This window comes from Microvirga sp. 17 mud 1-3, from assembly GCF_003151255.1.
Taxonomy (GTDB): domain Bacteria; phylum Pseudomonadota; class Alphaproteobacteria; order Rhizobiales; family Beijerinckiaceae; genus Microvirga.
In genome coordinates this window covers 3018557-3044468 of sequence record NZ_CP029481.1, presented here as the reverse complement: position 1 = coordinate 3044468, position 25912 = coordinate 3018557, and the positions used below count along the sequence as shown (strand labels likewise).

Sequence of the window (25912 nt, the reverse complement as noted above, 5' to 3'; positions counted from 1 at the left end):
CGATGACGGTTTTTCTGAACCACGACAAAGGACTCATGCCGGTCACCGTCCTGTGCGGCTTTCTCGGTGCCGGAAAGACGTCGCTCCTGAACCATGTCCTCAACAATCGAGAGGGCCGCCGCGTCGCCGTCATCGTGAACGACATGAGCGAGGTCAATATCGATGCCGAGCTCATTCGCTCGGGCGGCGCCGACCTTTCCCATACGACGGAGCAGCTGGTGGAGCTGACGAACGGTTGCATCTGCTGCACGTTGAGGGACGACCTCCACAAAGAGGTCGCCCGCCTTGCTCGGGAAAACCGCTTCGATGCCCTGCTGATCGAGGCGACCGGGATCGCCGAGCCGCTGCCGATTGCCGCGACCTTCTCATTCCGGGACGAAGACGGCTTCGCGATCGCTGACATCGCCCGCCTCGACGCGGTCGTGACGGTTGTTGACGCACATAGCCTCGCGAAGGACTTCAGCAGCCGTGATTTGCTGCGCGACCGTGGGCAGGCTGCGACCGAGGACGATGAGAGGACGCTGGCAGATCTGCTCGTTGACCAGATCGAGTTCGCCGATCTGATCGTGATCAACAAGGTCTCGTCCGTTGACGTTGACGAGCGGGACCGGGTCCGCCGCATCGTCCGTGCGCTGAACGCGGAGGCTGCCGTCCTCGAGACGGATTTCGGCAGGGTCGCGAGTAAGAGCCTCTTCAATACGGGCCTTTTCCGTGAGGGCCGGGCGGCCATGCATCCGCTCTGGTTCAAGGAGCTTCACGGCAGCGGACATCACACGCCCGAGACGGAGGAATACGGCATTTCGAGCTTCGTCTTCCGGGCCCGGCGTCCCTTCCATCCTGGGCGGCTGAAGGCTTTCCTCGATCGGCAATGGCCCGGGCTGCTGCGGGCAAAGGGGAACCTGTGGCTGGCAAACCATCCCGATCATGTCGTGCAGTATTCGGTCGCGGGCGCGCAGACGCGGGTGAACTTCAAAGGGCTGTGGTGGTGCGCGGTGCCGCGGGAGCAGTGGCCGAACGTCCCCCAATTCCACAATTACCTCAGGCCGCGCTGGGACCCGGTCTGGGGCGACCGAAGGCAGGAGCTGGTCTTTATCGGCAACGGGCTTGATGAGGCAGGTATGCGCGCGGCGTTGACGGAATGCCTCGAGGGGCCTGAGACCCATTTCGATCCCGCTGCCTATAGGCATCTCGGCGACGGCGATCTCGGCCTCGGCGATGCGCCGGATCTTCAGGGTCACGCGAGAGAGGCCGGGCGTGCTGCACCGCCGCCCGTTCAGCGCCCACCGGGCCTGCAGGCTTCGGTTCGTGCCTGAGGCACTTCACGATTCTGCGCACCTCAGCAAATATCAGGGGCGCCGCCTTTTCTTTCCGGCCGTATCGCGGCGCAGGATGCCGATGACTTCGAGATGCGGAGAGTGCTTGAACTGGTCGATAGGCACGACCCGCTCGAGCCTGTATCCGCTTTCCATCAGGATTGCGGCGTCCCGCGCGAAGGTGGCGGCGTCGCAGGAAATGCTCACCACGAGCGGGACCTTCGAGGCGGCGATCTGCCGGGCCTGAGCCTCCGCGCCAGCGCGGGGCGGGTCAATCACCACGGCGTCATAGACATTGAGTTCCGGCAGAAGGAGCGGGCGGCGGAACAGGTCGCGGGCCTCCACGCTCACGCGCCTCAGGCCGGGCGTGGCCCGCGCCGCCTTGTCGAGGGCTGCGACGGAGCCCTTGTCCGTCTCGACCGCGTGGACCTCGGAGCGCTCCGCCAGGCGCAACGCGAAAGGCCCGCAGCCCGAGAATAGGTCAGCCACGCGCTTGGCTCCCTGGCACGCCTCGACGGCGAATTCCGCCATGGTGGCTTCCCCGCGCTCCGTCGCCTGCAGGAACGAGCCCGGCGGTGGAACAACTGCGGCGCGGCCCATGAGGAGGGCAGGCGCCCGGCGCTCGACGATCACATCCCCGTGGAGCGAGAGACGCGCGAGGTCGAGCGAGGCTGCAAGCTCGGCCAGGCCGAGGCGGTCCTTGTCCTTCATAGGGCCATGGCCGCGGATGTCCACGTCAAGGCCCGCGCGCGTCGCGGTGATCTGGATGTCGAGAGGCTTGCGGGTCTTGGCGAGATGCACGCCGATGGCGCGCGCTACGGTGGGCGCGGCCCGTTGCAGGGCCGGCACCGCGATAGGGCAATGGTCGATTTCCACCACATGGTGGCTGCGCGCCGCCATGTAGCCCACATGCATCGCGCCGTCGGGAAAGCGCACATGGAGCGTCACGCGCCTGCGTCCTTCTCCGTGAGCGTCGATCAGCGGGTCGAGGGGCGCCTCGATGCGGGCATGGCGCAGGGTCTGGACCAGGACGTCCCGTTTCCAGGCCTGGTAGAAGCCGTGCCGCATATGCTGGGTGGCGCAGCCGCCGCATTCGCCAAAATAGGGGCAGAATGGCGTCTCGCGCTCGGGCGAGGGCTCGATGACCTGCAGAAGCTGCGCCCGCGCCCCGTCCCGGTCAATCTCCACCGTCTCGCCGGGCAGGGCATAGGGCACGAAGACGGGCCCTTCGGCCGTCGCCGCAATCCCGTCCGCCTTCGCGCCCAGGCGCTCGATCGTTACCCGTTCACCCACGGTGCGCTCCCAGCAGGAATTCCCGATTGCCGTCTCCGCCTTCGATGGGGGAGGGCACGATGCCCATCACGGTGAAGCCGAGCCCGGCGACGAAATCTCTCATGTCCTCGCAGACCGCGCGGTGGACCTCCGCGTCGCGGACAATGCCCTTCTTCACCCGGTCGCGCCCGGCCTCGAATTGCGGCTTGACGAGCACCGCCAGTGTCGCTTCGGGCTTGAGCAGTGCGATGGCGGGCGGCAGCACGAGCTTCAGGGAGATGAAGCTCACATCCGACACCAGCAGGTCCGCCGGTTGGGGCACGAGGGCAGGCGTCAGGGCGCGGGCATCCGTGCCTTCGAGGCTTGTCACGCGCTCGTCCTGCGCGAGGGAAGGGTGCAGCTGGCCATGCCCCACATCCACCGCATAGACATGGGCAGCGCCGCGCTTCAGCAGCACATCCGTGAAGCCGCCCGTCGATGCGCCGATGTCGAGGCAGACGAGGCCTTTCGGGTCGATGGCGAAGATGTCGAGGGCGGCCGCCAGCTTCACGCCCCCGCGGGAGACGTAAGGATGCGGCTGCTCGGCGACAATCACCGCCTCGGCGGGCACCAGATCGGACGGCTTGCGCAGACGTTCACCGTCCACCGTGACGAGGCCGGCCGCAATCGCCTCCTGTGCCCGCGCACGGCTCGTAAAGAATCCTCGCTCGACGAGAACCACGTCGGCACGTTTACGGGTCATGCAGGCCTCAATTCGCTCATGATGGAGGACACTTACCCTTCCCGAACGGAGAGGTCGAGCGTGGTTAGGATGGAGCGCGACGTGTTTCCCTCCCCCTTGTGGGGAGGGATTAAGGGTGGGGGTGTCGGCGCTAAGCTGGATTCTGTCCTGCGCCTACACCCCCACCTCCAGCTCCTCCCCACAAGGGGGAGGAGAGCAGGTTGGCGGATCCTCCGTCATTCCGGATTGCCGTCAGGCAAGTCCGGAACCCATAAACACCAGTATCTCAGAACAATGCTAACGATGACCACTGCGCTTTCTCCTGCGGCGTTAGCGGCTATGGGTTTCCCCGCTTCGCGTGGCCCTTCGGGTCGGGCTCCGCTTCGCGGCCCCGGAATGACAGTGGAGAGCGCCCCTCACACGAGAAAATGCCTCTTCCGTCAGGCCCGCGCTTTACGGGAGACCTCCTGACCGAGGGCCTCGAAGACCCGGGTGACAATGCCCGCCGCGTCGAGTCCGGCCTTCGCGTACATGTGCTCCGGCTTGTCGTGGTCGATATAGGTGTCCGGCAGGACCAGGGAGCGGACCTTCAGGCCGCCCCGGTCCAGGGCGCCCCTGTCGGCGAGAAGCTGAAGCACGAAAGCGCCGAAGCCGCCGATGGAGCCTTCCTCCACGGTGATCAGCACCTCGTGCTCGCGGGCGAGCCGGAGGATCATATCCTCGTCGAGCGGCTTGGCGAAGCGGGCATCTGCGACCGTGGTCGAAAGGCCGCGGGATTCGAGCTCCTCGGCGGCCTTCAGCGCCTCGGACAGGCGGGTGCCGAGGGAGAGGATTGCGATTCGGCTGCCTTCGCGGACGATGCGGCCCTTGCCGATCGGAAGGGGACGGCCCTCCGCGGGCAGGTCGATGCCAACGCCTTCGCCCCGTGGATAGCGGAACGCGATGGGACCGCCGTCATGGGCGGCCGCGGTCGCGACCATGTGGACCAGCTCCGCCTCGTCGGCCGCCGCCATGATGGTCATGTTGGGCAGGCAGCCCAGAAACGCGATGTCGAAGGCGCCCGCATGGGTCGGCCCGTCGGCGCCCACGAGGCCTGCCCGGTCGAGGGCGAAGCGCACAGGCAGGTTCTGCAGGGCGACGTCGTGCATCACCTGGTCGTAGGCGCGCTGGAGGAAGGTGGAATAGATGGCGCAGAACGGCCTGTAGCCCTCCGTCGCCAGACCAGCCGCGAAGGTGACCGCGTGCTGCTCGGCGATGCCTACGTCGAAGGTGCGCGCCGGGAATTCCTGGCCGAACATGTCGATTCCCGTGCCGGTCGGCATGGCGGCCGTGACGGCCACGATCCTGTCGTCCTTGGCGGCCTCTCGGATCAGGCTCTCGCCGAAAACCTTGGTGTAGGAGGGAGCGTTGGCCTTCGCCTTGGCCTGGGCGCCCGTCACCACGTCGAAGGTAACGACCCCGTGGTACTTGTCGGCCGCAGCTTCCGCGGGCGCATAGCCCTTGCCCTTCTGGGTGACTACGTGGACGAGGATCGGGCCCGTCTCGGAATCCCGCACATTCTTCAGCACCGGCAGGAGATGGTCGAGGTTGTGCCCGTCGATGGGGCCCACATAGTAGAAGCCGAGTTCCTCGAATAGGGTGCCGCCGGTCCAGAAGCCGCGGGCGAATTCCTCGGCCTTGGCGGCCTTGTCGTAGATGAATTTCGGCAGCCTCTTCGCCAATTGCTTCGCGGCCTCGCGAATGCCCCGGTAGGTGCCGCCGGAGACGAGCCGCGCAAGGTAGGACGACATGGCGCCCGTCGGCGGCGCGATCGACATGTCGTTGTCGTTGAGGATGACGATGAGGCGCGACTGCATGGCACCCGCATTGTTCATGGCCTCATAGGCCATGCCGGCCGACATGGCGCCGTCGCCGATCACCGCGACGACATTGTTCGTCCGCCCCTTCAGATCCCGCGCCACGGCCATGCCGAGGCCGGCCGAGATCGACGTGGAGGAATGCGCCGCTCCGAAGGGGTCGTATTCGCTCTCGGCCCGTTTCGTGAAGCCGGACAGGCCGCCCGCCTTGCGCAGGGTGCGGATGCGGTCGCGCCGCCCGGTCAGGATCTTGTGTGGATAGGCCTGGTGGCCCACGTCCCAGATCAGCCGGTCGCGCGGCGTGTCGAACACATAATGGAGCGCGACCGTGAGCTCCACCACGCCAAGACCCGCGCCGAGATGCCCGCCCGTGACCGAGACGGCCCCGATGGTCTCTGCCCGCAGCTCGTCCGCCACCTGCCGGAGCTGGTTTTCGGAAAGCCGCCGGAGATCCTCCGGGGTCGCGATGGTGTCGAGGAGGGGAGTGGACAAGGTCGCCAAGGCGTTTCACTCCAAGGCTTCGGCCACCGGATTTGGGCCCATAACTATAGGTTGAAAGAGGGGCGCGCGTGCGCGGCCGCAGCCCTTACTCGTCCACGTCGAGGGGCGTCTTGCCGGAGGCCTGGCCGTCGGGGCCGATGGTGATCTTCTCGATTCGGGCCTCGGCCTTCTTGAGAAGCTGCTCGCAATGCTTCTTCAGGGCCTCGCCACGCTCGTAGATCGCGATGGAATCCTCGAGGGGGACGTCGCCGCGCTCGAGCCGCCGCACGATTTCCTCCAGCTCGGCCAGGGCCTTCTCGAAAGGGAGTGCCTTGATGGAAGTGGTGTCGCTCATGCCGCCGTCCGCCAAAATATCGTCCTCCGTCCTGGGTCTATCGTGTGGCCGGAGCACCGGCCGGCCGTTGTGCGAGGAGCCTCTGATAAACGAGACCGATGCCGATGAGAACAAGGCCGAGGCCGATGAAGGACAAAGCCCGCATGACGCCTTCCAGATTGGCCAGATCGACGATGAACACCTTCAGGACGGCGAGCACAAGATATACTGCCGAGGCGAGGCGGGCAAAGCGAATATCGCGCAGGAGCCCGATGCCGAGGAGCGCGATGCCCGTGAGAAGCAGCGCCACCGAATAGGCCCATTGCTCGCCCTGGCCGAATCCGCGCCACAGGCCGAGCTCCGGCCCCTGGACGATTCGCCGGATCGCCAGGCCCACATAGGTCATCTGGAGAAGGAGGCCGAGGATGGCGGAGGTCCAGGAATAGGCCGCCGGTCTCGTCCGCCGCTCCTGGAGCGCGAGCGCCAGGGAGAGAACCGCCGGCAGGAGATAGGCCGGGATCAGGGCGTTGAAGAAAACGCCGCCCTGGACGGGATCGTCCGTCAGGAGCGGGTTCGCGGCGATCAGCAGGCCGCCTGCACAGAGGAAGACGGAGACGACCTTGAAGATCAGCGAGCCCACCCGATAGACCGGGTCTGAGCGGCTCAGGTCGAGCCGGGTCAGGACCAGCGCGAAGGCGAGGCTCTCGGTTGCCACGAGGCCGGCCTCCAGGAGCCCGAAATCGGCCGCCAGGGGATCGCCCGCATGCAGGGCATGGCGGATCTCGAAGAACACCAGGAAGGTCGTAAAGACGATCGCGAGGCTCTCGGTCAGGCGGACGACGGTATCCCGGCCGGACCTCTCCAGAAGGCGGCTCGCCAGGAGGAAGGCGGCGGCCGGGATGCCGTAGCCCCAGAGCAGCCAGTTCACGAGAACCGGCCCCGGATTGCCCTCGACGATGGTCGGGCTCCAGGCCAGGCGCGCCGTCACGATGAGGCCGATGGCCCCGACAGCGTAGCGCAGCGCCGGAATGGCGATCCTTTCCGATACCCAGGCGGTGGCGAGCGCCGTGAGCGCGAACGCGACGGTCAGCATGCCCTTGTCCAGCGCGAAGGTGAGGCCCAGGGCCAGGGCGCCGAGGGCCGCCGAGGCGGTCGCGCCGATCCCGAGGCGGAGGGTTGGGGCCTCCGCGTCCGGGTTCCGGCGCAGCCATATGGTGGCATAGACCAGGAGAAGGGCGAGAAGGGCGGCCACGAGGGCGAAGGACAGGCTCCTTTCCAGCGCGGCGACGCGGCAATTGGCGGCCACGAGCGCCAGGAGAGGCCCGACGGACGCAGCGCCCGCATACCAGGCAGCGAGCCGCAGGGGCAGGCCGGGAGAGCGGGATAGCCGGATCAGGGCGGCTGCGGCGATCAGGGGTGTCGAGAGGGCCGCGAAGGCCAAGTAGATGCCGAGCGCGTCGGGCCGGGCCGTGAAGAGATCGCCCGACTGATAGAAGATGTTCTCGGGATCCTGGCCGAGCAGGGTGCGGATCGGCCAGAACGTCAGGGTGCCGACAGCGGTGAGCGCCGCCCAGGCGGAGGCGGGCGCAACCTGGGGCACCCGCAGACCGGCCGTGAGCAGGATGAGGATCAGCGCTGCCGAGAAAACGGAGCGTGCGTCCCCGGCGCTCACCGAGGTCGCCGCCGCGATGCCCGCCACGCCGAAGGCCAGGAGGACCCCGCTTGCCGGGATGTCCAGGATCGCCGGCTCCTCGCCCTGGGCGTCCCGATAGGGGTCGATGGCCAGGAAGAAGGCCGCGAGGCCGGCCTGGAGGGCGAGATGCACCATTGCCGGCAGGGCAGACCCTTCGCCGGTCCAGAAGATCGGCAGGGCCCACAGGAGGGCGCCGATGGCGGCGGCGAGCGCAAGCCAGCGCCAGAGGCGAAGTCTGGCGACCCCATAGGCCGGGAGCACCACGAACGAGAGGTAGATCACGAGCGCCCAGGGCTGTGGCGCCTCCGACGAGACGAGGAGCGGGCTTCCCAGGGCGCCCACGAGGCCCAGTGCCGCAAGGGCAGGTCCGTGCAGGGTCGCGGCCACCATGGCCAGCACGGCGATGAGGCCGAGGAGCACGAAGATCGTTCCCGGGCCGATGAGATCGTAGAGGGCGTAGGCCGCAAAAGCGGACGCGAAGGCCGTGCAGGTGCCGGCCGCGGTCAGGATGCCGGGCACATGGGCGGACGGAATGCCCGGCAGGGCGACACCCTGCTCCCGCCGGCGCAGCCATTCGCCGGCTCCGGCCAGGGCAAGGGCGAAGAGGCCGCCGAGGGCGATCCGGGTGCCGGGGCTCAGGAGATCCTGCTCGATGGAATAGCGCACCAGGAAGAGGCCGCCGAGCGCCAGCGCGAGGCCGCCGACCCACACGGCCCAGCGGGTGCCGAGCCTCTCCTCCAGCCCGCGCCCGCCTGCCGCCCGGCCGGGCAGGGCCGCCTCGACAGGCGGGGCCGACGCGATGGCCGGGACGGGCGCGCGGGGAGGCTCCGCTTCGGCCGGAAAGGCTCCGGGTTCGGCGAAAGGCGTTTCCGGGACGGCCTCCGGCTCTTCCGGCCGGATTTCGGCCGCGGCGGCAACCGGGGCGGCGCCTTCCCTAAGGAGATGTTCGAGCCGCTCCAGCCGGGTGGTCAGAAGCGCGACGCTGCGCCGTGCCTTGACGGCCAGGACAAGGCCGACGATGGCACTGACCGGAAAGGACAGGGCGAGCAGAACGAGCAGCAGGAACTCAATGTCCAAAGCGTTTCCTCAGGCTTTTTTCCAGGACAGAGCCCCGCCGCAGGCGGAATCGTCTAGCCCCTGCTAAGCTGTAACATGAAGGGTGTGCCCTCCATAGCCTCGGCCCCGCGGCCGATGCCGCGCACCGCCTCGACCATCCGGCCGCGCCGTCCCAGCACGTCGTCCGCAAGGGCGACGAAGCGGGCATTGGGCGTCGCCGTGGGGGAGGCGAGCCGCAGGGCCTGGGCGATCTCGGCCTCGTCCCGCTCCGGCGCGAGCGCGCAGGCCGAGATGAAGGCTGCGGCGGTCGAGCGGCTGATCCCGGCCCAGCAATGGAACACGAGGGGGCTTTCCCGCTCCCAGGTCCCGACGAAGGCAAGCAGCCGCTCGATATGCTCGGCGGCCGGCAGGATATGGCCGTCCATCGGCTCCACGATGTCGCTCACGCCGAGGAAAAGATGCCGCTCCGGCGCAATGGCGGGCGGGCGCTCCACGGCCGAGCCCACATTGATCAGGGTCACCACGTGGCTGGCGCGGATTTCCGTCACCGTGTCGTGCAGGCGGGACAGGGGGCAGACGTGCAGGGTCGGCATGGTCTTGAGCCTCGTATGGGAGGAAGCCCATCAGGGCAGAGGAGGGATCATAGGAGGATTCATGGCTTTAAGCTTTTGTTTTTGAGCATCTTTTCACGCAGAACCGTTCCCACTTTTGCGTCCGATGCTCCGGCGGGCGGCGTGACCATACGGACGGGCACTCACCCGCGACAGGGCGTCTCAAAGGCCTTTACGCCTTCGCGGTCAGGCGCCGCAGCTCCGCGAGGAAACGCTCGGCCGCGACCGTCGGCGGCCACGGCTCCCAGGGCGTGCCGCCATATTGCGCGACGAGGGGGTCGTTCCAGAGCGGCTCGTGGGGGATCTTCAGGGTGCGGCGGGCCTCCTCGATGCTCCAGCCGACCACGTGGACGGCCTCGGTCGCCGCGCAGATGCGGTCGGCCCGTTTGTGAAGTGCCTTCTCCCTCGCGGTCCATTTCTGGAGGCCGTAGCGGACGAAGATCGCATTCTGAAGCTGCTCCGTGAGCGTGCGGAAGCCCTCGCCCAGGAAAGGCTTGATGACCGAGATGCAATCGAAGCCGAGCAGGCCCTCATCCGCATCGTGCAGCAATTCCCTGAGCTCGCGCTGGGGCGTGTTTTCGGCCCCCAGGAGGGTGCGGCTCAGGAGCATGACGCTCAAGGAGTGCTGGGCCACCGAGAGGGGCAGGGGCCATGCCGAGTGACCGCCCCACCGGTAGGTCCGCGCCAGGCCGAGCGCCAGATCCTCGTCGTCCCAGTCGAAGGGAGTGGGGTGGAGAAGATCGAGCCGCTTGCCGGATGGCAGGCGTACCCAGGCCCTTGTGCTCGTCATCGCAGCCTTCTCGAAAGAGACATAAATCATGCGGAGGTCCGTGCCGAATCCGTCCCCGGAGCCTCGCGCCGTCCTTTACCACCGATGCCCGCAGATCCGTTAGAGATGCCGACCGGCGCTGCCGGGCGGGCTCATGCGTCGATGCTGACCGTGCCTGTGGCCTTCGAGATGACCTCTTGGGCGAAGAGCGCCACGAAATCCTCCGCCCGCTTCGACAGGGGGAGGCTCGGAAGGGTGATGATCCCGTAATCGGAGATGCGGGCCGGACGGAAGGGGCGCATCACGATCTCGGGCGAGCGGAAGAAGCTTGCGATCAGCGCCGGAACGACCGCCACCCCGAGGCCGGCCGCCGCACAGGCGCAGGCCGCCTCGACCGAATGGACCTCCACGCGGCAGTGATGGGGCGCCCTGGCGTTGCGCAGCTCGTATTCGAGCTCGTGCCGTGCCGTCCTTTGCCGCCCCAGCAGGATGAGATCGTTCCGCGCCAGATCCTTCAGCTCCACCTGCTCCTTCGAGGCCAGCGGATGTCCCTTCGCCATGACGCATGTGGTTTCGCCGCGCAGGAGCGGCCGCACCTTGAAGCTCTGGTCCTCGGTCGGCAGGCGCACGAAGCCCAGATCGGCGCTGCGCGCCTGGATCATCTGCTCGATCGCCCCGTAGGGGCCAGAGAGCGTCTCCACGACGGCCTTGGGATGGAGCTCGAAATACTGGGAGAGGACCTTGGGCAGGAGCGTGGTCGTGATGCTGTGCGGGAACGCAACCCTGAGCAGCGTGTCGCCGCTCGATCCCGCCTTGATGTCGGCGGCCTTCCGCCGGACGCGGGCCAGCACCTCGGTGAGTTCCTCCACCTCGGGCACGAGCGCCTTGGCCTCTGGCCTTGGGATGAGGCGTCCCTTGTCGCGGATGAAGAGTTCGAAGCCGATTTCGGCCTCGAGGCCCGTCAGATGCCGGCTGATGGCAGATTGCGAAATTCCCAGGATCGTCGAGGCGCCGACCGTGGAGCCCGTGGCGACGATGGCCTTCAGGACTTCGAGCTGCTTCAGGTTCATGGTCCGGAACGTGCCTCAGGCGCCGCCGCGCTTTCCCAAAATTTCATTGACCTATCTCATTTCCTCATACTGTTGCGCGTGCCCCCGGGCGATGCGTAATTATCCCACACTGTCCGAATGAAAGCGTATCGATGGAACGTTATCTGCGGAAAACTCCGAAAGTCTGTGCGGGCTGCCGGCTCCGGCCGCCGGAGCCTTTCCTATGACTGTTTTCATTATTAGACGACTTTCGCAAAGTCTGCTGGTTCTCTTCATCACGTCGATCATCGTCTTCGCGGGCATCTACGCCATCGGCAATCCGGTCGACATCCTGATCGCCGGCGATGCCTCGCCCGCCGAGCGGGAGCAGGCGATCCGGGCGCTCGGGCTCGACCGGTCCCTCATCGAGCAATACGGCACCTTCATCTGGAACGCCCTTCATGGCGATCTGGGCCGCTCCTTCGTGTTCAACCAGCCTTCCATCGACCTCATCCTCAACCGGATGCCGGCGACGCTCGAACTCGCCTTCGTGGCACTCGCGCTCTCGCTTGTCCTGGGCATCCCGCTGGGCCTCTGGGCCGGTTTGAAGCCCGGCACGGCCGTGGACGAAACCGTCATGACCGGTTCGATCCTCGGCTTCAGCCTGCCGAATTTCTGGCAGGGCATGATGCTCATCATGATCTTCTCGGTCTGGCTGGGATGGCTGCCGTCCACGGGCCGCGGCGAGGTCGGGAGCCTTTTCGGCATCAGGACGAGCCTCGCGACCTGGTCCGGCGTGATGCATCTCATCCTGCCGGCGCTCAATCTCGCGCTCTTCAAGATTTCGCTCGTCATCCGCCTCACGCGCAGCGGCGTGCGGGAAACCATGCCGCTCGACTTCGTGAAGTTCGCGCGGGCCAAGGGGCTCTCGGAGCGCCGGATCGTTTCGGTGCATGTGCTCAAGAACATCATGATCCCCATTGTCACGGTGGTCGGCGTCGAGTTCGGCAGCCTCATCGCGTTCGCGATCGTGACCGAGACGATCTTCGCCTGGCCGGGAATGGGCAAGCTGCTGATCGACTCGATCATGCGCCTCGACCGGCCGGTGGTGGTGGCCTACCTGCTCGTCGTCGTCACCCTGTTCATCGTCATCAACTTCGTGGTCGACATTCTCTATTCGCTGCTCGACCCGCGGATCCGGCTGGGGAGCGCATCATGACGGCCGCCATCCTTCGGAGACCAGCCTCCGACACGCTGCTGGGACGCGCGCTCAACGGCCTGCTCAAGAGCCCGAAAGCCACCGTCGCGGCCGTCGTCCTCGTGCTGCTGCTCCTCGCGGCGGCCGTCGGGCCGTGGCTCGCGCCGCAGAACCCTTACGACCTGATGCAGATCAGCATCATGGATGCGCGGCTGCCGCCGGGCTCCGAGAGCATGGATGGCGGCATCTACTGGCTCGGCACGGACGGGCAGGGACGGGACATGCTGTCGGCCATGATCTACGGCCTGCGCACGAGCCTCGCAGTCGGCGTGGTCAGCGGCGTCATCGCGCTCGGGATCGGCACCGCGCTCGGCCTGATGGCGGCCTATTTCGGCGGCCGCGTCGACACGCTGATCATGCGCCTCGTCGATCTCATGCTCGGCTTCCCGACCATCCTCGTGGCCCTGATGCTGCTCGCCACCATCGGCCAGGGCATCGGCAAGGTCATGTTCGCCCTGGTGCTGGTGCAATGGGCGCTCTTCGCCCGGGCAGTGCGCGGCGCCGCCCTGGTGGAGAAGGGCAAGGAATACGTGGAGGCGGCGGCCTGCCTCGACCTGAGCCGGACGCGCATCCTCTTCGGGCACCTGCTGCCCAACTGCCTTCCGCCCCTGATCGTGATCGGCACGCTGCAGGTCGCGAACGCCATTTCGGCGGAGGCGACCCTGAGCTTCCTCGGCATCGGGCTGCCGATCACCGAGCCGTCCCTCGGCCTTCTCATCGCCAACGGCTACGAGGTTCTCATGTCGGGACAGTACTGGATCAGCGTCTATCCGGGCATTCTGCTGGTTCTCCTCGTCTTCAGCATCAACATCGTCGGCGACCGCCTGCGCGAAGTGCTGAACCCGCGGCTCGAGCGGTGAGGGGAATGGCATGACCGGTTCGACCCTGATCGTCGAAAATCTCCAGACCCATTTCTTCACCGAGAAGGGCGTCGTCAAAGCCGTCGACGGCGTCAGCTTCGAGGTCGCCCGCGGCGAGGTGCTCGGGCTCGTGGGCGAATCCGGATCGGGCAAGTCGATCACCGGCTTCTCGATCCTCGGGCTGGTCGACCCGCCCGGTCGGGTCGTCGGCGGGCGGATCCTCTTCCAGGGGCAGGATCTCGTCGGGCTTCCGACCCACGAGATGCAGAAGCTGCGCGGCCGGCGGATCGCAATGATCTTCCAGGATCCCATGATGACGCTGAACCCCGTGCTCAGCGTCGGCACGCAGATGGTCGAGACGGTCCTGGCCCACGAGAAGGTGAGCGTGAAGGAAGCACGTGCGAGGGCCCGCGATACGCTCGGCATGGTCGGCATCCCGTCGCCCGAGGAGCGGCTTGCGGCCTATCCGCACCAGTTCTCCGGCGGCATGCGCCAGCGCGTCGCCATCGCGATCGCGCTCCTGCACCGCCCTGACCTCATCATCGCGGACGAGCCGACGACCGCGCTCGACGTCACCATCCAGTCGCAGATCCTCGCGCAGATCCAGACGCTCTCGAAGGAGCTCGGCATGGCGCTCGTGTGGATCAGTCATGATCTCGGGGTCGTGGCCGGCCTCGCGCACCGCATCGCCGTGATGTATGCCGGCCGCATCGTCGAGACCGGGCCCACGGACGATGTGCTGGACCGCCCCGTTCATCCCTATACGATCGGGCTTCTGCAATCGGTCGCCGCGAATGTGCCGCGCGGAGCACCGCTGAAGGCCATTCCGGGCATGGCGCCGTCTCCGCTCCACAGGCCTTCCGGCTGTGCGTTCCGGACGCGCTGCGCTTTCGCAACGGAGATCTGCGGAACGGAGCCGCCGCTCGAGAGCGCCGGTCCCGTCGCATGGCGATGCTTCCACCCGCAGGCGAGGAGAGCCGCATGACGCCGCTGATCGAAGCCGCCGGAGTTTCGAAACGCTTCGTCCGGGAACTGGACTATGCGGAGCGGCTCGCGCGTTATCTCGGGGCCGACGTGAAGCCTCAGGTCGTCCACGCGGTCGACCATGTGGATCTCAGGATCATGCCGGGCGAGGTGGTTGGCCTCGTGGGCGAATCCGGCTGCGGAAAATCGACCCTCGGCCGCGTCATGGCGGGCATCATGCCCCAGAGCGACGGAACCGTTTTCTGGAATGGCCGGGACCGCCGGGAGCTTCCGCACAAGGAGGCCCGCGCGGCGCGCCTTGCGGCCCAGATGATCTTCCAGGACCCGATGTCGTCCCTCAATCCGCGCAAGCGGGTTATCGACATCATCGGCGAGGCGCCTGTCGCACACGGCCTCGTGCCGCGGCGCGAGAAGGCGGATTACGTCGCCGGCCTCATGGAGCGCGTCGGGCTCGATCCCAACTACCGCGAGCGCTTTCCACACCAATTCTCCGGCGGTCAGCGGCAGCGCATCGGCATCGCGCGGGCCCTCGCGGTCAAGCCGCAATTCATTGTGTGCGACGAATCCGTCGCGGCCCTCGACGTGTCGATCCAGGCGCAGATCATCAACCTGTTCATGGAGCTGAGGCGCGACCTCGGGCTGACCTATCTGTTCATCAGCCACGACATCGGCGTCGTGAAGCATATCAGCGACCGGGTCGCGATCATGTATCTCGGCCGCATCGTCGAGAGCGCTCCGGCCGAGGCCTTCTTCGCAAGGCCGAACCACCCTTACACGGTCGCGCTCCTCGATGAGGTGCCCTCCATCGCCAACCGGCGGCGCACCTTCTCGTCCATCAAGGGCGAGATCCCGTCGCCCCTGTCCCCGCCCAGCGGGTGTCATTTCCACCCCCGCTGCCCGCACGCCTTCGATCGGTGCCGGCGCGAGGCTCCGGCGCTGCGGGAAATCGCGCCGGGCCATATCAGCGCCTGCCACCTCAACGACGTGACCACGCCCGGCGAGCGGCCTCAGACCGCCGCCGCACTCTGATCCAGAAGGGAGAACACCATGAAGCCTCTGTCCCGCCTGAAGTGCCTGAGCATCACCGTCTCGGTGGTCGGCCTCCTCGGGCTTTCGCCGTCCTATGCGGCGGACCTGATCATCGGCAGCTCCACGGAGCCCTCCGCGCTCGATCCGCATTTCTCGCGCACCGGCAACAACCAGAATATCGCCGCCCAGATCTTCGACCGGCTCATCTCGCCCGATCCGAACCTGCAGGTGACGCCTGCGCTCGCGGAATCCTGGCAGAACGTGGACCCGACCACGTGGCGCATCAAGCTGCGCTCGGGCGTGACCTTCCAGGACGGCAGCCCGCTCACCGCCGAGGACGTGGTGTTCTCCCTTACCCGCGTGAAGGACATCCCGAATAGCCCCGCGCCCTTCACGGGCAATGTCGGCTCCATCGCCAGCATGACGATCGTCGATCCGCAGACGATCGAGTTCAAGACGAAGAACCCCACGCCCGATTTCATCGAGCAGGTGGGCCTCGTCTACATCGTCCAGAAGAAGCTCGCCGAAGGAAAGACCATCGAGGCCTTCAACGACCGTTCCGCGACGGTTGGCACGGGCCCCTATAAGGTCAAGGAATGGGTGCCGGGCGATCACATCTCGCTCGTGCGCAACGATTCCTACTGGGGCAAGAAGCCCGCCTTCGAGAACGTCACGATCAAGTTCATCGCCAACGATGCGGCCCGCGTCGCAGCCCTGCGCTCCGGCTCCGTCGACCTGATCGATGCGGTGCCGCCGGGTGACGTGAAGACCCTCTCGGGCGTGAACGGCCTCAAGCTCTGGTCGATCCCCTCTGCACGCGTCGTCTATCTCGCGCTCGATGCGAGCCGCGACGAGAGCCCGTTCGTGGTCGGGCCGGACGGCAAGCCTCTGAACCCGAACCCGCTCAAGGACGTGCGCGTCCGCCAGGCACTGTCGAAGCTCGTCAACCGCCAGCTCATCGTCGACCGGATCCTGGACGGGGCCGGCGAGGCGGCCGGGCAGATCGTTCCCGATGGAATCGGCGGCTTCGACCCGTCCCTGAAGGCGCCGGCCGCCGACACGGAAGGCGCCAAGAAGCTGCTCACCGAGGCCGGTTTCCCTCAAGGGTTCGGCCTGACGCTGCATACCTCCAATGACCGCTTCCCGGGCGATGCCGAAACCGCGCAGGGGATCGGCCAGATGTTCGCCCGCGGCGGCATCAAGGTGAACGGCGTCGTCGCGCAGCCCTACAACGTCTATGCGTCCGCGGCGGGCAAGCAGCAGTTCAGCGCCTTCATCTTCTCCCTCGGCACCACGACGCCCACCTCGGCGACGAGCCTCCGCAACCTCCTGATGACGCCCAACAAGGAAGCCGGAACGGGCTCCTTCAACCGCACGCGCTATTCCAACGCGCAGTTCGACGCGAAGATGAAGGAGGCCACATCGGAGTTCGATCCGCAGAAGCGCGTCGCCCTCCTGCAGGAAGCGACCCGGATCGCCATGACGGATGTCGGCGTCATTCCGCTGTTCTGGCCGAAGGTGTACTGGGCCTCCAAGGCGAACGTCACCTACACGCCCAACAGGGGTGAGGACCTGATGGCTCCGCTCGCAGGTATCGCCCAATGACCTCACAGGCCGTTCGACAGACCGCCTCCTCCACGGCTGCTGCCGTGGAGGTCCTCGCCGACGACGTGGTGGTGCATCGGGACGTGATGGTCCGCATGCGCGACGGGGTCCATCTCGCGACGGACGTGTACCGCCCGGCCGTCGGCGGAAAGCCCGTCGAGGGGGCCCTCCCGGCCATCATGGAGAGGACGCCCTACGGCAAGACGCAGCGCTCGCGCTCGGAGATCGAGCCCGGCATGGAGCGGCCCATGACGCGGGCCGAGGTCGCCATGCATTTCGTGAGGGCCGGCTTCGTGGTGGTCTATCAGGATTGCCGCGGGCGCTACAATTCGGAGGGCACGTTCACGAAGTACCTCTCTGAAGGTCCGGACGGCTACGACACCTGCGCGTGGATCGTGGAGCAGCCCTGGTGCGACGGCAAGATCGGCACCATGGGGCTGTCCTATGCGGCGCATACGCAGGCGGCTCTCGCCTGCCTGAACCCGCCGGGGCTCGCCTGCATGGTGCTCGATTCCGGCGGCTTCTCGAGCGCGTACCGCACGGGCATTCGCCAGGGCGGCGCCTTCGAGCTCAAGCAGCTCACCTGGGCCTACAACAACGCCAAGGAGAGCCCGGAGGCGCAGAACGATCCGCTGATCCTCGGCGCCCTCGAGGCCGAGGACCTGAAGTCCTGGTTCCATGTCATGCCGTGGTCCGAGGGACGCTCGCCGGTGCGGTGGGTGCCCGAATACGAGAGCTACGTGCTGGAGCAGTGGCGCCAGGGCACGTTCGGTGATTTCTGGAAGAAGGTCGGCATCTATGCGGAAGGGTCCTACGACACCTTCCCGCAGGTCCCGGTCGCGCTCCTGTCGAGCTGGTACGATGCCTATGTCAGCACGACCTTCGACAATTACGAAGGCCTGACCCGCAGCGGAGAGCGGCCGGTCTCCGTGATCATGGGGCCGTGGCTGCACGGCAATCGCAACACGACCTTCGCGGGCGATGCTTATTTCGGCGAGAACGCCACGATTTCGGGCAACGTGACGCCATCCTGGCTGGAATTCCGGCGGCGATGGTTCACGCGCTGGCTCAAGGCGGACGCGAACGGCGTCGATGCCGAGCCGCCGGTCCGCCTGTTCCTCATGGGCGGCGGAACGGGACGCAAGACGGAAGCCGGCAAGCTCGATCATGGCGGCCGCTGGATCGAGGCGACATCTTGGCCGCTGCCCGAGACGGAGTTCCGGCCCTTCTACATCCACCACAACGGAGAGCTTCGCGAGACGCCTGCCGAGCAGAACGTAGCGGCCCTAAGCTACGATTTCGATCCCTCCGATCCGGTGCCGACGATCGGCGGCGCGCTCACCAGCGGCCAGCCGGTCTTCGAAGGCGGCGTCTTCGACCAGCGGGAGGCGCCGCAATTCTTCGGTTGCCGTCATCCGGGTCTTCCGCTCTCGGCGCGCCGGGATGTGCTCTCGTTTGAGACGCAGCCGCTGGATGAGGATCTCGCGGTCGTCGGTCCCATCACGGTCGAGCTCTGGGTCTCGTCCGATGCTCTGGATACGGATTTCACCGCGAAGCTGATCGACGTCCATCCGCCGTCCCGGGACTATCCAACCGGATACGCCATGAACCTGACGGACGGCATTCTGCGCTGCCGCTACCGCAAGTCCTGGGAGAACCCGGAGCCGATCGTGCCGGGCGAGGTCTTCAGGATCACCATCGAGCCCTTCGCGACCGCGAACCTGTTCGCCAAAGGCCATCGGATCCGGCTGGACATCTCGTCGTCCAACTTCCCGAAATTCGACGTGAACCCCAACACAGGTGAGCCTGAGGGCATGGGGCGGACCCGCAGGGTCGCGCGCAACTCCGTCTATTGCGACGCGGTCCATGCCTCGCGGATCATCCTTCCCTGCGTGCCTGCGCGGCAGATCAGGACCCTGAAGGGCATCCGGAGCGAATAGAGGCGGCGTATCACACGTTTCTGCCCTCCGCGGTCTTCCGGGAGGGCAGGGACGGGCTCTTACTCCATCCCCAACAGGCGATAGATCCGTTTCGCGTAATTGCCGAAGGCTTCCGTGGTCTTCATGTCGAGGGTCCGCGGGAAGGGCAGGTCGATGCTGAATGTGTCGGCCATGCGGGCGGGTCCTGCGGTCAGCACCGCGCAGCGGGAGCCGAGGAACACGGCCTCCTGGATCGAGTGGGTGACGAAGATGATCGTCTTGCGGCTCTGCTGCCAGATGCGAAGCATCTCCAGGTTCATCTTCTCGCGGGTCAGCGCATCCAGGGCCCCGAAGGGCTCGTCCATCAGGATCACCTTCGGATCATGGACCAGTGCCCGCGCGATGGAGGCGCGTTGCTGCATGCCACCGGAGAGCTGATAGGGATACTTGCCCTCGAAGCCCGCCAGCCCGACCATCGCCAGGAGGTCGCGGGCCCGCTCCTGCGTTTCGCGCCGGGGTAGGCCGAGGATCTCGGCCGGCAGGGTGACGTTCTCCAGAATGGTGCGCCATTTCAGCAAAAGCGCCTGCTGAAACACCATGCCGATATCGCGCCCCGGCGTGAAAGCAGAGGTGCTGTTTCCGATCTTCACCTCGCCTTCGTCTGCGTCGTGCAGGCCGGCCAGGATCTTCAGGAGGGTGCTCTTCCCGCATCCGCTCGGCCCGACGAGGGAGACCAGCTCGCCCTCTGCGATGTCCATCGTCACGTTGGAGATCGCGATGAATTCCCGGCCCGCATTGCGGTAGGTCTTGCGCACATTGCGCAGGTGAATCATCGGCTCCGCTCCGGAGGCGGAGCGGGGTGCCGTGCCGGCCGTGAGGGATGCGGCCGTCATGACAGCCACCGTTCGAGATTCTCGGCCACGAAAGCGTCGTCGGAGAGGTCCGCGTGCTCGCGGGAGACCCGGTCGAGCTCGGCGGCCTGTCCGGGGCTGAGCCCCTCGTGAGGATCGATGCACCATGTGCCTTCGAGGAGCCCTTGCCGGCGCAGGATCTCATGGCAGCCCGCGATGCAGCCGTGGAAATCATGCGCCACGTCGAAGAAGGCCGCGTTGCAATCCGTCACGCGCGAGTCGAGGGCCAGGATATCGGCCGGTATCGGGCCCGCCGCGACCGCGGCCTGGAGCCTCTTCAGCAGATGGACCGCGCCGCGCGTCCACACGGACCAGTGGCCCAGCAACCCGCCGCGGAAGCGCACGGTCACCGGCTCCCCGTCGCGCATCACCGTGAAGGGCGTGAGCAGGTCCAGCACGATGTGATCGTCGTTGCCAGTGTAGAGGGTGATGCGTTCCTCCGCGCGCGCGGCGACGAGCCCGCGCACGACGTCCAGGGTCCGGTAGCGGTGGAACGGCGCAACCTTGATGGCCACGACATTGTCGATGGACGCGAAGCGCTCCCAGAAATCGGCCTCGAGTGTCATCCCGCCGACTGCGGGCTGCAGGTAGAAGCCGACGAGCGGGATCTCATCCGCGACGCGCCGGCAATGCTCGATGATCTCGTCAGTCGTCGCACCCTTGAGGGCCGAGAGGCTCAGCAGGCCCGCATGATAGCCGAGGCGCTGTGCGGTTTTCGCTTCCGCCACGGCCTGCTCGGTCCTGCCGCAGAGCCCGGCAACCATCACCAGCGGCCTGTCCGTCCAGGCATGGGCATCTTCCACGGCCGCTGCGAGAACAGGCTCGTAGAGGCCGATATCGCGAATGGCGAACTGGGTCGTGTGGACGCCGACCGCGAGGCCGCCGACGCCCGCATCCACATAATAGCGGGTCAGGGCCCGCTGCCGGCGCCGGTCGAAGCGACGCTCCGAATCGAGCGCCAGGGGATGGGCCGGGATCGCTGTTCCATTCCGGAGGATATCGAGGATCTCGTGGGGAAGATTGGAGCGGTGAAGAGCCATGCCGATGGGTCCTATGGGAATGTCAGCCGAATTCGGGGCCTGCGACTGCGAAGAGATGCCGTGGATTCCCGAATGCCTCGGATTGGCCGCGGGCCATGCGCAGGAAGGGGCGCTGCACTGTGAAGCCGCGCTGATCCAGCGCCCGCGCCAGCGCTGGCCAGGAATCGAGAAGATCGAGGAAGACCGGACCCGGCACGGAGCCGAGAGCGGCCTCCAGGAGCGCGCCCGCCGTCTGCTCGTCCGGCGCAACGATGGGCCCGATCTGCGTCGCGAGGCGCCCGGGCCGCGCGAGCACGAAGCCCTTGAGATCGCTCGTGACGAAGGCGTGCCGTGGCGCCCGCGCGAAGTGACTGTTCAGCAGAAATGCGCGCTCGGCCCCGAACGCTTCCGCATCGGCTGCAACAACCCTCGGCAGATCCTCAGCCGACATTGCGCGAACACCTTCCGGGAGTGGGCCGGGGGAGCCGCCCTGTCCCTGCCAGCGGGTCAGCCCGAAGATCGGGACAAAGCCCAGGGGGCGGTAGACCGTCTCGCCGGCGGGCGTCGCATCCAGAACCTGCACGAGGCCTCTGCCGGCGAGATCATCCCGGCACGCCTCCAGGATGCGCGTGCCGAGCCGCTCGCGGCGGCGGCTCTGCGTGACCAGGACCATGCCGATCCAGCCGAAGCCGCCCGAATAGGGGAGTGCGGCACCGGTCGCGACAGGCTCCTGGTCCGCGCCCACGACCCCGAACACGGTGCCGTGGGTGAGAAACAGGGACCAGTCCTCGGCCAGCTGGTTCCAGCCCGCTTCGGCCGACAGGGCCATGCAGCCGGCGATGCGGTCGGTCGTCAGCGGTGCAGGGTGGACGGCCTCAATAGGCGCCATCGCGCACCTCGAAATGGGTGGGCTTGCCGAGGCTGGGGCGATTGTCAGACACCCAATGCGCGACCCAATCCACCATCCGGCCGATGGACACGCTGGGATAGCCGAACAGGCTCGCGGCCTGCGAGGTGTTGACGAGCCATGCGGTCGGCGCTTCCTGGCCGACGATCTTCGGCTTCTTGCCGAGGCGCTCGCCAAAGGCCTTGGCGAGCCAGCGGATGGAGACGGTCTCGGGCCCGGAGACGTTGATGGGGCTCGTCGGCGCGGTCGCCTGGCGCAGGCAGCGCAGGGCCTGGGCATTGGCATCGCCCTGCCAGATTACATTGACGTGGCCCATGGTGACGTCGATCGGTTCGTCGTCACGGACCTTCTGGGCCACGTCGAAGAGGACTCCGTAGCGAAGGTCGATGGCATAGCTCAAGCGGAACAGCCGGCCCGGCGTCCCATAGACATTGGAGAAATGCTCGAAGATCCGCTCGCGGCCGATGCACGAGAACGCATATTCGCCGGGCGGGTTGAGCACGCTGTCCTCGGTGGCGCCCTGGCTGCCGATATCCACGAAGGGATAGACGCAGGCGGTCGAGAAGGCGACGATGCGGGACTCGCGGAAGGCCTCTGCCACGAGTCCGGGCACATGCACGTTCATCGCCCAGGTGAGTGCCTGGTTGCCCTGGGCACCGAACTTGCGGCCCGCCATGAAGACCACATTACGCGCGCGGGGCAGGGCCTCGACGGCGGCGCGGTCCGTAAGATCGCACGCAATCGTCTCGACGCCGTGCGCCTTCAATTCCTCGCGCAGGCCCGGCTCACTGAACCGGGCGACCCCGATCACGCGCTTGTCGGGGGCAGCGTTGCGGGCAAGGCGCGCAAGGGTCGGGCCCATCTTGCCGCCGACGCCCAGGATCATGATATCGCCGTCGATGGCTGCCAGGTCCGCCGCGAGTGCGCGGGTCGGGCGTGTCATGAAGGCATCCAGGTCCTCAGCCGCGTCGAACCGATCGGGAAAGGGAGCGTCGTCGAGCCAAGCCGTCATTTCATCCTCGCGTCTTTGGGAACCCAGAGATGCTCCATCAGAAGCACCGTCATGTAGAGACCGATGCCGAGGAGCGTCAGCAATACCACGGCCATGAACATGGCGGGCGTATCGAGAGAGGCCTGGACCTGGATCATCAGGTAGCCGAGGCCGCGTTCGGAGGCGATGAACTCGCCCACCACCGCACCTGCAACCGCAAGGATCGCCGCGACCTTCATGCCAGAGAAGATGTAAGGCAGCGAGCCCGGCAGCTGAATGTAGCGGAAGGCCTGCCAGCGCGAGCCCTTGAGGGAGCGGACGAGGTCGAGAATGTCGGGCTCCACCTCGTTCAGCCCGCGCACCGTCGTCAGCAGGATGGGAAAGAGGCAGAGCGTGAAGGTGATGAGAATATTGGTGCCGATGCCGTAGCTGAACCACACGATCACGAGCGGGCCGAGGGCCACCTTCGGGATCATGTTCAGGGTGACGAGGAGCGGGAAGACGAGCAGCGTCAGCACTTTGGACCAGGAGAACAGCAGCGCCAAGCCGACCCCGACCAGGGCCGCCAACGCGTAGCCACCGAAGATCTCGGCCGCGGTCACCAGAGTGTTGTCGAGCCAGGCATAATTGGGCTTCGCCAGGGTGGCGAGCACGGCCGTCGGGGCAGGCAGCACGAAGGCCGGAACCGGGAAGACCGTGACGGCCACCTGCCAGAGCACGACGACCGCGATGTGGACGGTCGCGATCACGAGCCATCGACGGATCGCGGCGGCCCTCTCCGCCGCAAGGGCGGACGAGATGGTTTCGTCAGGCATCTCCACGCTGGTGGTCATTGAGATGTCTCCCGGTGCCGTATCGCGGCCGCAAGCCTAAGCTAACCCGGGAATAGAAATCAACCATCTGGTTGGTTGAAAAATGCAAGCCGTGGGCTAATCCGGGCGAAGGGCCGCCATGGCGAACTTGATGACGTGCCGTCGGCGGGCCGAAACGGCCCTCGGGGCGCCGAGGTTTTTCCCGAAGACGGCCGAGAGCGTTCGGTTGTTGGAAAAGAAGAAATAGGACAGCCCGGCAATCGAGACGTAGAGGTTGATGGGGTCCATGTCCTTTCGGAAAACACCTTCGCGCACGCCGCGCACAAGGGTTTCGCCGATGAGCTCGACCAGCGGGGAGTTCATGGTGCGCACCTCCGCCGAGCCGCTGACATGCAGTGCGCCGAAGCGGTTCTCGTCGTTCAGGAGCGCGATGAACTCGGGGTGTTCGAGAAGATAGTCGAACGAGAAGGCGATGAGCCGCTCCATGGCCTTCATGGGCGGCAAATTGCCGAGGTTGAGCGCGCGTTCCCGCGCGCGGATCTCGCCATAGACCTCGCCGAGGGCAGCGCGGAACAGGTCGTCCTTGTTGCCGAAGTAATGGTAGACGAGCTGCTTGTTGACGCCGGCTCGGCGGGCGATCTCGTCCACCCGCGCGCCGGCATGGCCCTTCATGGCAAATTCCACCACGGCCGCGTCCAAGAGGGCCCTGCGGGATCCTTCTGGGTCCCGCCGGGCCTGCCTGTCGCCCGACGCTTCTCTGGCGCGCGACGTGTCTTCCATGACATCTCTCTCGTTTCTCAGGTCGTCAACCAACTAGTTGATCTGAGTTGCATCCTAAGGCTAGTCTTTTTTCGGGAGACCGACACAACAATCATCCAACCAGACGGAAAGGCTACGAACCATGTCAAGATTTGCGTCCATCGCCGCTCTCGCCGCGGCCGCGCTGCTGGCCCCCGTGGCCGCATCGGCCAAGGAAAAGGTGAACCTGGTGCTGAACTGGGTCCCGACGGCCGATCATTCGCCATATTATTACGCAAAGCAACAGGGCTGGTACGAGGCGGCGGGGATCGACCTCGTCATCGAGACCGGCAAGGGGTCGGGCGTCTCTGCGCAGCGGGTCGGGGCCGGGACTTCCGAAATGGGGATTTCCGATCTTGCGACCTCGCTTCTCGCCCGTGGCAAGGGCGCGAAGCTCGTCGCCGTGATGGCCATCTATGCCAACTCGCCCCAGGGCTTCTACTGGCTGAAGAGCAACGGCATCACGGGCCCCAAGGATTTCCCGGGCAAGAAGATCGGCAACCCTCCGGGGGATGCGTCGCGCGTCATGTGGCCAGCCTTCGCCAAGCAGGTCGGCATCGATCCGGCTGCCGTGAGCTTCGTCAATGTCAGCCCCCAGGCCAAGATGCCTTCCCTGAAGAGCAAGGCCATCGATATCACGAGCGATTTCTACAACGAGCACGACCTGAAGGTGCGCGAGTTTGGGGACGATCTCGGATTCCTGGCCTGGCGGAATATCGGCATCAACCCATACGGGAACTCCATCATCGTCAATGGCGACTTCCTGGCGAAGAACCGGGATCTTGTGAAGGCCTTCACGCAGGTCAGCCAGAAGGCGTTCGCGGCGTGCGTGAAGGACGAGACGCCCTGCCTCAAGGCGCTGCTCGAGAACGTCAGCGGGCTCGACGAGGCGAACCAGCGTGACCAATGGAAGCGCATCAAGGAACTGATGCGCGATCCCACGACGACCTCGGTGGCTCTCGGCGCCTTCGACGCGGAGCGTGTGAAGAAGGATCACGAGATGGTGAAGACCTATTTCGGTATGGAGCAGGCCTTCGATCCGAGCGAGATCTACACGAACGACTTCCTCGACACGTCCATCAAGATGTCGGGCAACTGAACGGGACGCGTCTGCGCATCCTCATCGAATGCATGATCGTCAATTCAACGCGCCGGGCCTTAGAGCCCGGCGTTTTTGCAGACAGCGTGTGCGTTCGTAAAAGAAGCTTCACGCCGGGGTTCAAAGATGTAGAGTGGTGGAGGCGCTTACGGCATCGCGTGATGCACGATCCGTGTCTCTCCGTTTCATCCGGAATGCACACCGTTGAACGCGAGGACAGAAGTGGATGCGCCCACCTTCCAGACCACAGAGAGAGGATGAAATGGCCTTCAAATGTAACGTACCGGCGGTTCCGACTGTGCAGCAGGACGATACGGCGATCCGCATCACCCGCTGGGATTTCAGCCCTGGCGCCGTCACGGGCTGGCACCGGCACGAATGGGCCTATTTCGTCATCATGCTGACGGATGGCATTCTGCGGATCCATGATGGCAAGCAGGCGAAGGACATCCCGCTCGTCGCCGGACAATCCTACATGCGTCAGCCGGGCATCGAGCACGACGTCATGAATGGATCGGACCATCCGATCGCATTCATCGAAATCGAGATCAAGAAGCCGGACGCTCTCGTCACGAGCGCCTGACGCG

The 25912-nt window shown here is 66.2% G+C and carries 23 protein-coding genes; 9 read left to right on the top strand and 14 right to left on the bottom strand.

Annotated features, from left to right (window positions below; translation table 11 throughout):
* Window positions 1-2 precede the first annotated feature (2 nt).
* The gene (locus tag C4E04_RS14420) at window positions 3-1313 is read left to right on the top strand and encodes a GTP-binding protein (protein ID WP_109598356.1); all 1311 of its coding nucleotides are present in this window, start codon (window positions 3-5) and stop codon (window positions 1311-1313) included.
* A gap of 33 nt (window positions 1314-1346) precedes the next feature.
* Here the strand turns inward: C4E04_RS14420 and C4E04_RS14415 are convergent, their stop codons facing one another.
* The 8 genes from C4E04_RS14415 to C4E04_RS14380 form a co-directional block, all read right to left on the bottom strand.
* Entirely contained in the window at window positions 1347-2606 is a 1260-nt protein-coding gene (locus C4E04_RS14415; protein ID WP_109598354.1) for a class I SAM-dependent RNA methyltransferase, read from the bottom strand.
* The gene (locus tag C4E04_RS14410; protein WP_109598352.1) at window positions 2599-3327 is read right to left on the bottom strand and encodes a TlyA family RNA methyltransferase; all 729 of its coding nucleotides are present in this window, start codon (window positions 3325-3327) and stop codon (window positions 2599-2601) included. The genes C4E04_RS14415 and C4E04_RS14410 overlap by 8 nt, the downstream gene beginning before the upstream one ends.
* A gap of 419 nt (window positions 3328-3746) precedes the next feature.
* Window positions 3747-5663, bottom strand: a complete 1917-nt coding sequence (gene dxs, locus C4E04_RS14405; RefSeq protein ID WP_109598350.1) for a 1-deoxy-D-xylulose-5-phosphate synthase — start codon at window positions 5661-5663, stop codon at window positions 3747-3749.
* 85 nt (window positions 5664-5748) lie between these two features.
* The gene (locus C4E04_RS14400; RefSeq protein ID WP_109601150.1) at window positions 5749-5997 is read right to left on the bottom strand and encodes an exodeoxyribonuclease VII small subunit; all 249 of its coding nucleotides are present in this window, start codon (window positions 5995-5997) and stop codon (window positions 5749-5751) included.
* 37 nt (window positions 5998-6034) lie between these two features.
* Entirely contained in the window at window positions 6035-8746 is a 2712-nt protein-coding gene (locus tag C4E04_RS14395; protein ID WP_109598348.1) for a DUF2339 domain-containing protein, read from the bottom strand.
* A gap of 53 nt (window positions 8747-8799) precedes the next feature.
* The gene (locus C4E04_RS14390; protein WP_109598346.1) at window positions 8800-9318 is read right to left on the bottom strand and encodes a tyrosine phosphatase family protein; all 519 of its coding nucleotides are present in this window, start codon (window positions 9316-9318) and stop codon (window positions 8800-8802) included.
* 190 nt (window positions 9319-9508) lie between these two features.
* Entirely contained in the window at window positions 9509-10126 is a 618-nt protein-coding gene (locus C4E04_RS14385; protein WP_109601148.1) for a phosphohydrolase, read from the bottom strand.
* Window positions 10127-10257: 131 nt separating this feature from the next.
* On the bottom strand, window positions 10258-11175 hold the full coding sequence (locus C4E04_RS14380) for a LysR family transcriptional regulator (protein ID WP_109598344.1): 918 nt from the start codon (window positions 11173-11175) through the stop codon (window positions 10258-10260).
* Window positions 11176-11377: 202 nt separating this feature from the next.
* Between C4E04_RS14380 and C4E04_RS14375 the strand changes: the two genes are divergently transcribed.
* The 6 genes from C4E04_RS14375 to C4E04_RS14350 are packed head-to-tail and all read left to right on the top strand — an operon-like array spanning window position 11378 to window position 18809.
* Window positions 11378-12352 carry an ABC transporter permease gene (locus tag C4E04_RS14375; protein WP_109598342.1) on the top strand — a complete coding sequence of 325 codons (975 nt, stop codon included), beginning with the start codon at window positions 11378-11380 and terminating at the stop codon, window positions 12350-12352.
* A complete protein-coding gene (locus tag C4E04_RS14370; RefSeq protein WP_109598340.1) occupies window positions 12349-13251 on the top strand; it encodes an ABC transporter permease in 903 nt (300 codons plus the stop codon). The genes C4E04_RS14375 and C4E04_RS14370 overlap by 4 nt, the downstream gene beginning before the upstream one ends.
* 10 nt (window positions 13252-13261) lie before the next feature.
* Window positions 13262-14236 (top strand): ABC transporter ATP-binding protein, encoded by a 975-nt coding sequence (locus C4E04_RS14365; protein WP_109598338.1) that lies wholly within the window; start codon window positions 13262-13264, stop codon window positions 14234-14236.
* A complete protein-coding gene (locus C4E04_RS14360; RefSeq protein ID WP_109598336.1) occupies window positions 14233-15264 on the top strand; it encodes an ABC transporter ATP-binding protein in 1032 nt (343 codons plus the stop codon). Before C4E04_RS14365 ends, C4E04_RS14360 begins: the two co-directional genes overlap by 4 nt.
* 18 nt (window positions 15265-15282) lie before the next feature.
* The gene (locus C4E04_RS14355) at window positions 15283-16869 is read left to right on the top strand and encodes an ABC transporter substrate-binding protein (RefSeq protein WP_109598334.1); all 1587 of its coding nucleotides are present in this window, start codon (window positions 15283-15285) and stop codon (window positions 16867-16869) included.
* A complete protein-coding gene (locus C4E04_RS14350) occupies window positions 16866-18809 on the top strand; it encodes a CocE/NonD family hydrolase (RefSeq protein WP_109598331.1) in 1944 nt (647 codons plus the stop codon). Before C4E04_RS14355 ends, C4E04_RS14350 begins: the two co-directional genes overlap by 4 nt.
* 59 nt (window positions 18810-18868) lie before the next feature.
* On the opposite strand, the gene C4E04_RS14345 is transcribed toward C4E04_RS14350, so the two are convergent.
* From C4E04_RS14345 to C4E04_RS14320, 6 genes are all read right to left on the bottom strand, one after another.
* Complete coding sequence (locus C4E04_RS14345) at window positions 18869-19681, bottom strand: ABC transporter ATP-binding protein (RefSeq protein WP_109598329.1); 813 nt, start codon at window positions 19679-19681, stop codon at window positions 18869-18871.
* Complete coding sequence (locus C4E04_RS14340) at window positions 19678-20739, bottom strand: dihydrodipicolinate synthase family protein (protein WP_109598327.1); 1062 nt, start codon at window positions 20737-20739, stop codon at window positions 19678-19680. Before C4E04_RS14340 ends, C4E04_RS14345 begins: the two co-directional genes overlap by 4 nt.
* A gap of 22 nt (window positions 20740-20761) precedes the next feature.
* Window positions 20762-21607 (bottom strand): GNAT family N-acetyltransferase, encoded by an 846-nt coding sequence (locus C4E04_RS14335; protein ID WP_109598325.1) that lies wholly within the window; start codon window positions 21605-21607, stop codon window positions 20762-20764.
* Window positions 21594-22637 (bottom strand): NAD(P)-dependent oxidoreductase, encoded by a 1044-nt coding sequence (locus tag C4E04_RS14330; protein WP_109598323.1) that lies wholly within the window; start codon window positions 22635-22637, stop codon window positions 21594-21596. Before C4E04_RS14330 ends, C4E04_RS14335 begins: the two co-directional genes overlap by 14 nt.
* Window positions 22634-23449: an ABC transporter permease gene (locus tag C4E04_RS14325; RefSeq protein ID WP_109598321.1), complete on the bottom strand. Its 816-nt coding sequence runs from the start codon at window positions 23447-23449 to the stop codon at window positions 22634-22636. Before C4E04_RS14325 ends, C4E04_RS14330 begins: the two co-directional genes overlap by 4 nt.
* A 96-nt stretch (window positions 23450-23545) precedes the next feature.
* Entirely contained in the window at window positions 23546-24208 is a 663-nt protein-coding gene (locus C4E04_RS14320; RefSeq protein WP_109598319.1) for a TetR/AcrR family transcriptional regulator, read from the bottom strand.
* Window positions 24209-24329: 121 nt separating this feature from the next.
* On the opposite strand from C4E04_RS14320, the gene C4E04_RS14315 reads away from it, so the two are divergent.
* Both C4E04_RS14315 and C4E04_RS14310 read left to right on the top strand, forming a co-directional pair.
* Window positions 24330-25325, top strand: coding sequence for an ABC transporter substrate-binding protein (locus C4E04_RS14315; RefSeq protein ID WP_109598317.1), 996 nt, complete (start codon window positions 24330-24332; stop codon window positions 25323-25325).
* 262 nt (window positions 25326-25587) lie between these two features.
* Window positions 25588-25908: a cupin domain-containing protein gene (locus C4E04_RS14310; protein WP_109598315.1), complete on the top strand. Its 321-nt coding sequence runs from the start codon at window positions 25588-25590 to the stop codon at window positions 25906-25908.
* Window positions 25909-25912: the final 4 nt, after the last annotated feature.

Bases quoted from the DNA above. Each gene is read 5' to 3' on its own strand.
- C4E04_RS14420 (WP_109598356.1), top strand. From the start codon at position 3: ATGACGGTTTTTCTGAACCACGACAAAGGACTCATGCCGGTCACCGTC.
- C4E04_RS14410 (WP_109598352.1), bottom strand. From the start codon at position 3,327: ATGACCCGTAAACGTGCCGACGTGGTTCTCGTCGAGCGAGGATTCTTT.
- C4E04_RS14400 (WP_109601150.1), bottom strand. From the start codon at position 5,997: ATGAGCGACACCACTTCCATCAAGGCACTCCCTTTCGAGAAGGCCCTG.
- C4E04_RS14390 (WP_109598346.1), bottom strand. From the start codon at position 9,318: ATGCCGACCCTGCACGTCTGCCCCCTGTCCCGCCTGCACGACACGGTG.
- C4E04_RS14385 (WP_109601148.1), bottom strand. From the start codon at position 10,126: ATGACGAGCACAAGGGCCTGGGTACGCCTGCCATCCGGCAAGCGGCTC.
- C4E04_RS14380 (WP_109598344.1), bottom strand. From the start codon at position 11,175: ATGAACCTGAAGCAGCTCGAAGTCCTGAAGGCCATCGTCGCCACGGGC.
- C4E04_RS14375 (WP_109598342.1), top strand. From the start codon at position 11,378: ATGACTGTTTTCATTATTAGACGACTTTCGCAAAGTCTGCTGGTTCTC.
- C4E04_RS14370 (WP_109598340.1), top strand. From the start codon at position 12,349: ATGACGGCCGCCATCCTTCGGAGACCAGCCTCCGACACGCTGCTGGGA.
- C4E04_RS14365 (WP_109598338.1), top strand. From the start codon at position 13,262: ATGACCGGTTCGACCCTGATCGTCGAAAATCTCCAGACCCATTTCTTC.
- C4E04_RS14360 (WP_109598336.1), top strand. From the start codon at position 14,233: ATGACGCCGCTGATCGAAGCCGCCGGAGTTTCGAAACGCTTCGTCCGG.
- C4E04_RS14355 (WP_109598334.1), top strand. From the start codon at position 15,283: ATGAAGCCTCTGTCCCGCCTGAAGTGCCTGAGCATCACCGTCTCGGTG.
- C4E04_RS14350 (WP_109598331.1), top strand. From the start codon at position 16,866: ATGACCTCACAGGCCGTTCGACAGACCGCCTCCTCCACGGCTGCTGCC.
- C4E04_RS14345 (WP_109598329.1), bottom strand. From the start codon at position 19,681: ATGACGGCCGCATCCCTCACGGCCGGCACGGCACCCCGCTCCGCCTCC.
- C4E04_RS14340 (WP_109598327.1), bottom strand. From the start codon at position 20,739: ATGGCTCTTCACCGCTCCAATCTTCCCCACGAGATCCTCGATATCCTC.
- C4E04_RS14335 (WP_109598325.1), bottom strand. From the start codon at position 21,607: ATGGCGCCTATTGAGGCCGTCCACCCTGCACCGCTGACGACCGACCGC.
- C4E04_RS14330 (WP_109598323.1), bottom strand. From the start codon at position 22,637: ATGACGGCTTGGCTCGACGACGCTCCCTTTCCCGATCGGTTCGACGCG.
- C4E04_RS14325 (WP_109598321.1), bottom strand. From the start codon at position 23,449: ATGACCACCAGCGTGGAGATGCCTGACGAAACCATCTCGTCCGCCCTT.
- C4E04_RS14320 (WP_109598319.1), bottom strand. From the start codon at position 24,208: ATGGAAGACACGTCGCGCGCCAGAGAAGCGTCGGGCGACAGGCAGGCC.
- C4E04_RS14315 (WP_109598317.1), top strand. From the start codon at position 24,330: ATGTCAAGATTTGCGTCCATCGCCGCTCTCGCCGCGGCCGCGCTGCTG.
- C4E04_RS14310 (WP_109598315.1), top strand. From the start codon at position 25,588: ATGGCCTTCAAATGTAACGTACCGGCGGTTCCGACTGTGCAGCAGGAC.